Origin of the sequence: Citrobacter sp. Cf072 (genome assembly GCF_030334485.1) — a bacterium.
Classification (GTDB): domain Bacteria; phylum Pseudomonadota; class Gammaproteobacteria; order Enterobacterales; family Enterobacteriaceae; genus Citrobacter; species Citrobacter freundii.
Map to the genome: position 1 here is coordinate 133,871 of NZ_JAOWDX010000026.1, position 6,751 is coordinate 140,621.

Annotated in this window: 5 protein-coding genes; 2 read left to right on the top strand and 3 right to left on the bottom strand. The window is 45.5% G+C overall.

Annotated features, from left to right (window positions below; all coding sequences use genetic code 11):
* Window positions 1–5: 5 nt before the first annotated feature.
* The gene (gene efeB, locus OGX66_RS02265; protein ID WP_003846839.1) at window positions 6–1,289 is read left to right on the top strand and encodes an iron uptake transporter deferrochelatase/peroxidase subunit; all 1,284 of its coding nucleotides are present in this window, start codon (window positions 6–8) and stop codon (window positions 1,287–1,289) included.
* A gap of 522 nt (window positions 1,290–1,811) precedes the next feature.
* Window positions 1,812–2,600 (top strand): phosphate starvation-inducible protein PhoH, encoded by a 789-nt coding sequence (phoH, locus tag OGX66_RS02270; RefSeq protein ID WP_003036052.1) that lies wholly within the window; start codon window positions 1,812–1,814, stop codon window positions 2,598–2,600.
* A 383-nt stretch (window positions 2,601–2,983) separates the two neighbouring features.
* On the opposite strand, the gene OGX66_RS02275 is transcribed toward phoH, so the two are convergent.
* The 3 genes from OGX66_RS02275 to OGX66_RS02285 form a co-directional block, all read right to left on the bottom strand.
* A complete protein-coding gene (locus OGX66_RS02275; RefSeq protein ID WP_088902468.1) occupies window positions 2,984–3,898 on the bottom strand; it encodes a VirK/YbjX family protein in 915 nt (304 codons plus the stop codon).
* Between the two features lie 947 nt (window positions 3,899–4,845).
* Window positions 4,846–5,760, bottom strand: a complete 915-nt coding sequence (rarD, locus tag OGX66_RS02280; RefSeq protein ID WP_003036060.1) for an EamA family transporter RarD — start codon at window positions 5,758–5,760, stop codon at window positions 4,846–4,848.
* Window positions 5,761–6,327: 567 nt separating this feature from the next.
* Window positions 6,328–6,751, bottom strand: a 424-nt coding sequence (locus OGX66_RS02285) for a hypothetical protein (protein ID WP_286510828.1), incomplete at its 5' end; no start/stop codon positions are given.

Genomic DNA, 6,751 nt, shown 5'->3' on the forward strand with positions numbered 1-6,751 from the left:
GCACTATGCAGCAAGATAATGAAAACGGCGTGAGCGAACCGTCACGCCGACGTTTACTGAAAGGGATGGGCGCCCTGGGTGGGGCGCTGGCGCTGGCGGGTGGGTGTCCGGTTGCCCACGCGCAAAAACCACAAAGCGCGCCGGGAACGCTGTCTCCGGATGCGCGTAGTGAAACGCAGCCGTTTTATGGTCAGCATCAGGCGGGGATCCTGACGCCGCAGCAGGCATCAATGATGCTGGTGGCATTCGATGTTCTCGCCAGCGATAAGGCCGATCTTGAGCGTTTATTCCGGTTGTTGACTAGCCGATTTGCGTTTCTGACCACCGGTGGACCGGCACCGGATACGCCCAATCCGCGTCTCCCTCCTATGGATTCAGGTATCCTCGGCGCTTACATTGCGCCAGACAACCTGACGATGACGTTGTCGGTTGGTTCATCGCTGTTCGATGAACGTTATGGCCTGAAACCGCAGATGCCGAAAAAGCTGCAAAAAATGACCCGCTTCCCGAATGATTCGCTGGATGCGGCGCTGTGCCATGGCGATTTGCTGCTGCAGATTTGTGCCAACACCCAGGACACTGTCATCCACGCGTTGCGCGATATCATTAAACATACGCCCGATCTCCTCAGCGTGCGCTGGAAACGTGAAGGGTTTATTTCTGACCACGCAGCGCGCAGCAAAGGCAAAGAGACCCCGGTCAACCTGCTTGGCTTTAAAGACGGCACCGCGAATCCGGACGCTACGGATGCGAAGTTGATGCAAGACGTGGTGTGGGTGACGGATGGGCAGGGCGAACCTGCCTGGGCGCAAGGTGGCAGTTATCAGGCCGTCAGACTCATTCAGTTCCGCGTTGAGTTCTGGGATCGTACGCCGCTGAAAGAGCAGCAAACGATTTTTGGTCGTGATAAACACACCGGCGCGCCGCTGGGCATGCAGCATGAGCATGATGTACCTGACTATGCCAGTGATCCTGAAGGTGAGGTGATTGCGCTCGACAGTCATATCCGCCTGGCAAACCCGCGCACGAAAGAGACCGACTCGAGCCTGATGATGCGTCGTGGCTACAGTTATTCGCTCGGTGTGACTAATTCTGGTCAACTGGATATGGGGCTGTTGTTTGTTTGCTATCAACACGATCTGGAAAAAGGATTTTTGGCGGTGCAGAAACGTCTGAATGGTGAAGCGCTCGAAGAGTATGTCAAACCGATTGGTGGGGGATATTTCTTTGCTTTGCCGGGTGTTAAAACTGCAGACAATTATCTGGGACAGTCTCTGCTCGAAGCCTGATGATTATGCCCCGCAGTACAGCGGGGTTTTTCCTGATATCTTGATGAAGGAACAAATTATTTTTTATGATCGGTATGCGACTGAAATAATTCTGTCATCTCTCTGCAAGAGACTGTCTCTGGTGATAAGATAGAATTTAAGTTAATAGTAAGTAAAAATATTGTTGCATTAGCGAAAGGTTATGATGTAATTATAAGTAATAGCGGTAGTTCCCGGCGGTGATAGTCATTCACTATGGAGATCGCGAATGGAAAAGTCCTGTACTGGACACGTTTTTCACAGTAACAGCAGTACCTTACGCGGACGTTTCTCTTCCGGTAGCCTCCTCGTCACCGCTAAATCTCTCTCTCATTCACTTCTTCTCCTTGTAACTGACGCCCTGTACGGTGCGCGTAGCCGTGTGTGGCGTCTTATCCGAAAGCAAGCAATGGCTTACAAGGAAGCCAACCCTCAGATGTTCGTGCGCATAATCGTGCCGCCAACGGCGCGTGTGATGTATACCTACAACTCAAGGTGCTATCCATGGGAAGACAAAAAGCAGTGATCAAAGCTCGTCGTGAAGCAAAACGTGTGCTGAGGCGGGATTCGCGTAGTCATAAGCAACGTGAAGATGAATCGGTCACCTCGCTTGTGCAGATGGGCGGCGTAGAAGCGATCGGTATGGCGCGTGATAGTCGCGATGCCACGCCAATCACGGCGCGAAATGAGGCTCAGGCGCACTACCTGAATGCTATCGAGAGTAAACAGCTGATCTTCGCCACCGGTGAAGCCGGGTGTGGTAAAACCTGGATCAGCGCGGCAAAAGCAGCAGAGGCCCTGATCCATAAAGATGTGGACAGGATCATTGTAACCCGCCCAGTTCTGCAAGCTGATGAAGACCTCGGCTTCTTACCTGGGGATGTTTCGGAGAAGTTCGCTCCCTATTTTCGCCCCGTGTATGACGTGCTGGTGAAACGGCTGGGAGCCTCCTTCATGCAATATTGCCTGCGACCTGAGATTGGTAAGGTGGAAATCGCACCGTTCGCCTATATGCGTGGACGTACATTTGAAAATGCAGTGGTCATTCTTGACGAGGCTCAGAACGTCACTGCTGCGCAAATGAAGATGTTTTTGACCCGCCTCGGGGAGAATGTGACGGTGATTGTGAATGGGGATGTGACCCAGTGCGATCTACCTGCGCACGTTCGCTCAGGGCTAAGCGATGCGCTGGCCCGTTTCGAAGAAGATGATATGGTTGGGATTGTTCGTTTCAATAAAGACGATTGCGTCCGCTCTGCGCTCTGTCAGCGGACGCTCAACGCTTACAACTGATAAGTACTCCGTCTTCAAGGCCCGGGAAACCGGGCTTTGTTATTTGTGTGTTATTAAGTAAATTTTAGAAATTGAAATAGTATGCTCTGATGAAATAGAACATCGAAAACGAGTAGAAACCAGGATATCTGAAGTCGAGGGGGAACCTTGCCTGACTTGAGATATGTCAAAAGTTTGATTTATGAACTGTGGAATAGAGAACACCTTATTTTAGACTCATGCGTTTATCCAGTGATGAATGCGTCTCGCGGATCAGCGACCCGTTGAGCTCACAGCACTCAGCGGACGTTCGTGTAATGGTTCGCCAACGCGGAACGATAGCTACGCTTTTATCGAGATGTCGCATTCATCAGCCAGTTTCTGAGCTGAGTTACGACATTATGTTACATCTGATTTTGCAGGAGAATCATGATTTCCTCATTAATATGATCCAACAGGTCATACCGTCTCCGGTATTCCGCGCGTTTTTTACTGGCAAGCTCATTAAATGACTTACGCTCTACATAAATTGGCAACTTATACCAATTACCGTATGGACGACCAGCAACTGATTCCCAAAAATCACTGTACAGGGCAACAAAGTATTTACGTTTCTTGTACCGGTATCGCCATTGCCTGAAAACATGGCTCTGTTCACTAACTGCTAAAATATTAGCGATATCACAGCAACGCATCAATGAACAAAGAACCTCAAAAACGATCCGCTTAGGGAATAGTCCATAGCAGGCTTTAGTAGCGTCACGAATAATGTCTGGGCCAATATTTTTTGGTGCCCCCTGCAGACCGCCAATAAATGCACAATGTCCTTTTTTTGACGGGATAACCGAGAAGGACAATCGGGCCACCGGGGTATTGTTAAAACTCAGAGATAACATCAGTTCTCCTTCACGATCAAAACCGCCTGAAGAACAGTGAATATCAAAATCCTCACCATTTTTTCCGGTGAAATGGACCAATAGCACATCTCTGTCGGGTAATAATAACGCCTGGTGTTTCACTGGTAAACTCTGGACAAAACGGTAGTGACCAATAATGTTTTTCCTTCGATTCCATGCCAGCCCTCCTTTATGTAAATAGGGACGATGAATTTTGGCTGGTAACGTAGGTTGCATCTCCAGAATCTTATCAATTGATTTAAGGGAATGTAATTCTTGATAATACCGAATACTGGAGACAGGACTTATCATAGATCGTAAAAGATACATGAGTCGAAATTTTTTGTTCTTCCATTTGCTATGCAAAGGGCCACGTGCCAATAGAATTTGGTTAAAGAAACTTAGATATGATGTATTTTTCATAAGTATTCATTATTAATTCAGGGTGTTTAAATTTATTTACGTGCAAGGTGTAAATACTGGAATCTCTGACGCTTTTTTGTTAATGCGAAACATTTTGAAAATAAATTTATATCTGACATGCCAGTTTTGTTGATAATCATTAGGCGCTCTCTCGTCCGCATATCCTGATGAAAACAAATTTTTTTCATTCTACAGAGAAGAACATATATATTTGTTAAACAAAGTATACTTTACAAACATACCGATGTTCATTGAGTAAACTGGTAGGTTGACTTGTCAACCACATAACGAAGTAAATCATGTGATTCAGCGAGCCATGGGTGTTTGGAAAACGCACGACTTTGAACGTCAGGACAAATTTTGAACGATGACAGCTATCACAATTGGCTGTATTCCCGCGCAATACGCCGGTTTTCGTGGATTATTGTCAAATTGAATAACTTAAATTGGGATATACACATTCCTGACTTTCTTTCCAGATATAATGCCCAGTATATTTTTGGTAACCTTTTGTACTGAAAAGGAGTTTGCATTGTATGGTTATGAAACAGGCCCGCAAAACAATACCAAGGGGAACCTGATTCGCTGGCTGACGCACGAATAGGGTACTGCCGTTAAGAATATTTCCGGATACAGAGACTTTACCGATCGGCCGCAACATTCTCTGGTCACTCACGTTCTCAGAGAAATGCACTAGCTCGATGCCTGGTTGCAGTGCGACAGTGTTCCGGGGGATTCACCGGTGATGAACAGTGCCAATCTGTATAAAGGTATCGGAAAAATTTTTTTGTCCGGCTTTAACCATGAACATGCAGTCAACTGTCCTATGTACCTAAATGACGTGGTAATCTTGAATAAACAAACTCGAGTTGTTTACTCATTCATACCTGAGCGCGTGTTCCAGGGAAACGAATAAGCGTACTGAGTTTTATATTCTGGCATGTACATCACCGTAAAGTGCCTGCAGGATGATTACTTTCAGACCGTGGAGGATTACGTCGGTAATGATAGTAAAGACTCTCAAATATACATAGCAGCAATCCAAACCATACCGCTGAAAAACAAAATAGCTCGGAGTAATTAATAACTTCTCCAAATATAAGTATGGCAATGAGAAATTGCAAAGATGGTTCTATATACTGAGCAAGACCTGTCACAATAAGAGATGTACGATTTAGCGCTACTGCAAATAACACTAACGGAATTACTGTAACGGGAGCGGTTAATATATAAAGGAACAGAGAGATGTCAGATGATGTAGTTATACTCGAGCCAGTATAGATAAAGATGAAAAGAGCAACAGGTAGAGCCCAGAATGTTTCAAGCGTGATTGAGGTTATTGCATCGTAATGGATAAATTTTCGCGCCAGTCCGTACAATGCAAATGAAAACCCCATGATTAACGCTAGTGAAGGAAAACTGTTTGCGGAAATAATCTGATAGCCAAGACCACATACGCCGGATATTACTGCTATAAGTTGAAATAATGATGGTTTTTCTTTAAGAAAAATACATCCAAGGCAAATGACAATAAGTGGGTTGATAAAATATCCCAGACTGGCGTCGAGTACCTTATGATTTGTTAATGCATAAATAAAAGCTGACCACGAAATTACCATTAGCAAGCCTGCTATCATGCAGGATATGAAGGAGGTTTTATCTTTCAGTAAATCGCGAAAAAACGTTCTCTTACGAAATAATAATCTTATTGGCAGTAATAGAGGTATAGACCAAAAAACTCTGTACATCAAAATTTCAGCGAGGGCTCCGCCAGATAGATATTGATAAAACAATGGGATCAGGCCCCATAATATAAATGCCAGAACAACAACTGCGGGTCCATTTCGCAGAAACTTTACCATTTATGTGTATCCTTGCTTGCCATACTGACATGTTCTTCTGAAGAGCATTGTCAACCCTTCACTCTGGCATGTACCTGCTCTTAAGAGAAACGTGTGCTGTTACAGTACTCAATCTCATTTACAGTCAGGGTGATATAAAAAACAAGGTGAAATTTATCATAATCGTATCTATAAAATGATGATAAAAATCAAGGGGAAGACTTCCGATTTGTATTGCGGGCTGGATCATCTTTCAGACGTCTGACGGGGAGTATTTGCCTTTCCCTGATTTCCTCGTCAATATCAAATAAGCACTCGTCGCAGAATTCTGTATCGAGTGAGAGCCACTGTTCAAAGACGCTCCTTTTCTTATTACACCGTGCGCATCTCTTCATCACATCATCCTTTATGCTATTTCCCTGCCGAGCTTCCAGGACAAAAGGTGTTCGCTCCTAAATAAGACAGGAATTAGATTTATAAACAATCAGTTAAATTCATTTTAGAGATTGTGGCACAGGGACAATCATGCGGGATAACTCATTTTGCAGATCAATTTTTACGTAATCGATCGACGAAATCGATCGATGCTTACACCCCTGTATTACACACCATTCGTGATGCTGCCGGACTCACAACACCTGGCCAGCATTCCTTGCTTAAGCGCATCATTACCGGGTGCAATGCCGCGCTGGAATAAATTAAAGCGATGCTCCACCAGCTTGCTGATATCTCAGCACAACCGGGAGTATTGGCGGGCAAACTGCGCAGGACTAGGCAATGGGTGATGGCTTCCGCTGCTGGTTGCTTGAGAAAGAGTAAACCGCTATGAAGGTCATTACCTGCAATCTGGACCGGAGGATCTGGCGTGATTTGATGAAGAAATCCGGCATGATAAGTCTCATGCATGCCGCTACCAGCGATAAGTAGAGCAGAAACCTTGAGCGGGGCGATATCCCCGCCAGGCTGTGTAACATACGAAAAAAAAGCCCGTACTTGCGTACGAGCTCTTCTT

Excerpts from the sequence above, each read along its gene's own strand:
- efeB (WP_003846839.1), top strand. The coding sequence starts at position 6 with ATGCAGCAAGATAATGAAAACGGCGTGAGCGAACCGTCACGCCGACGT.
- phoH (WP_003036052.1), top strand. The coding sequence starts at position 1,812 with ATGGGAAGACAAAAAGCAGTGATCAAAGCTCGTCGTGAAGCAAAACGT.
- OGX66_RS02275 (WP_088902468.1), bottom strand. The coding sequence starts at position 3,898 with ATGAAAAATACATCATATCTAAGTTTCTTTAACCAAATTCTATTGGCA.
- rarD (WP_003036060.1), bottom strand. The coding sequence starts at position 5,760 with ATGGTAAAGTTTCTGCGAAATGGACCCGCAGTTGTTGTTCTGGCATTT.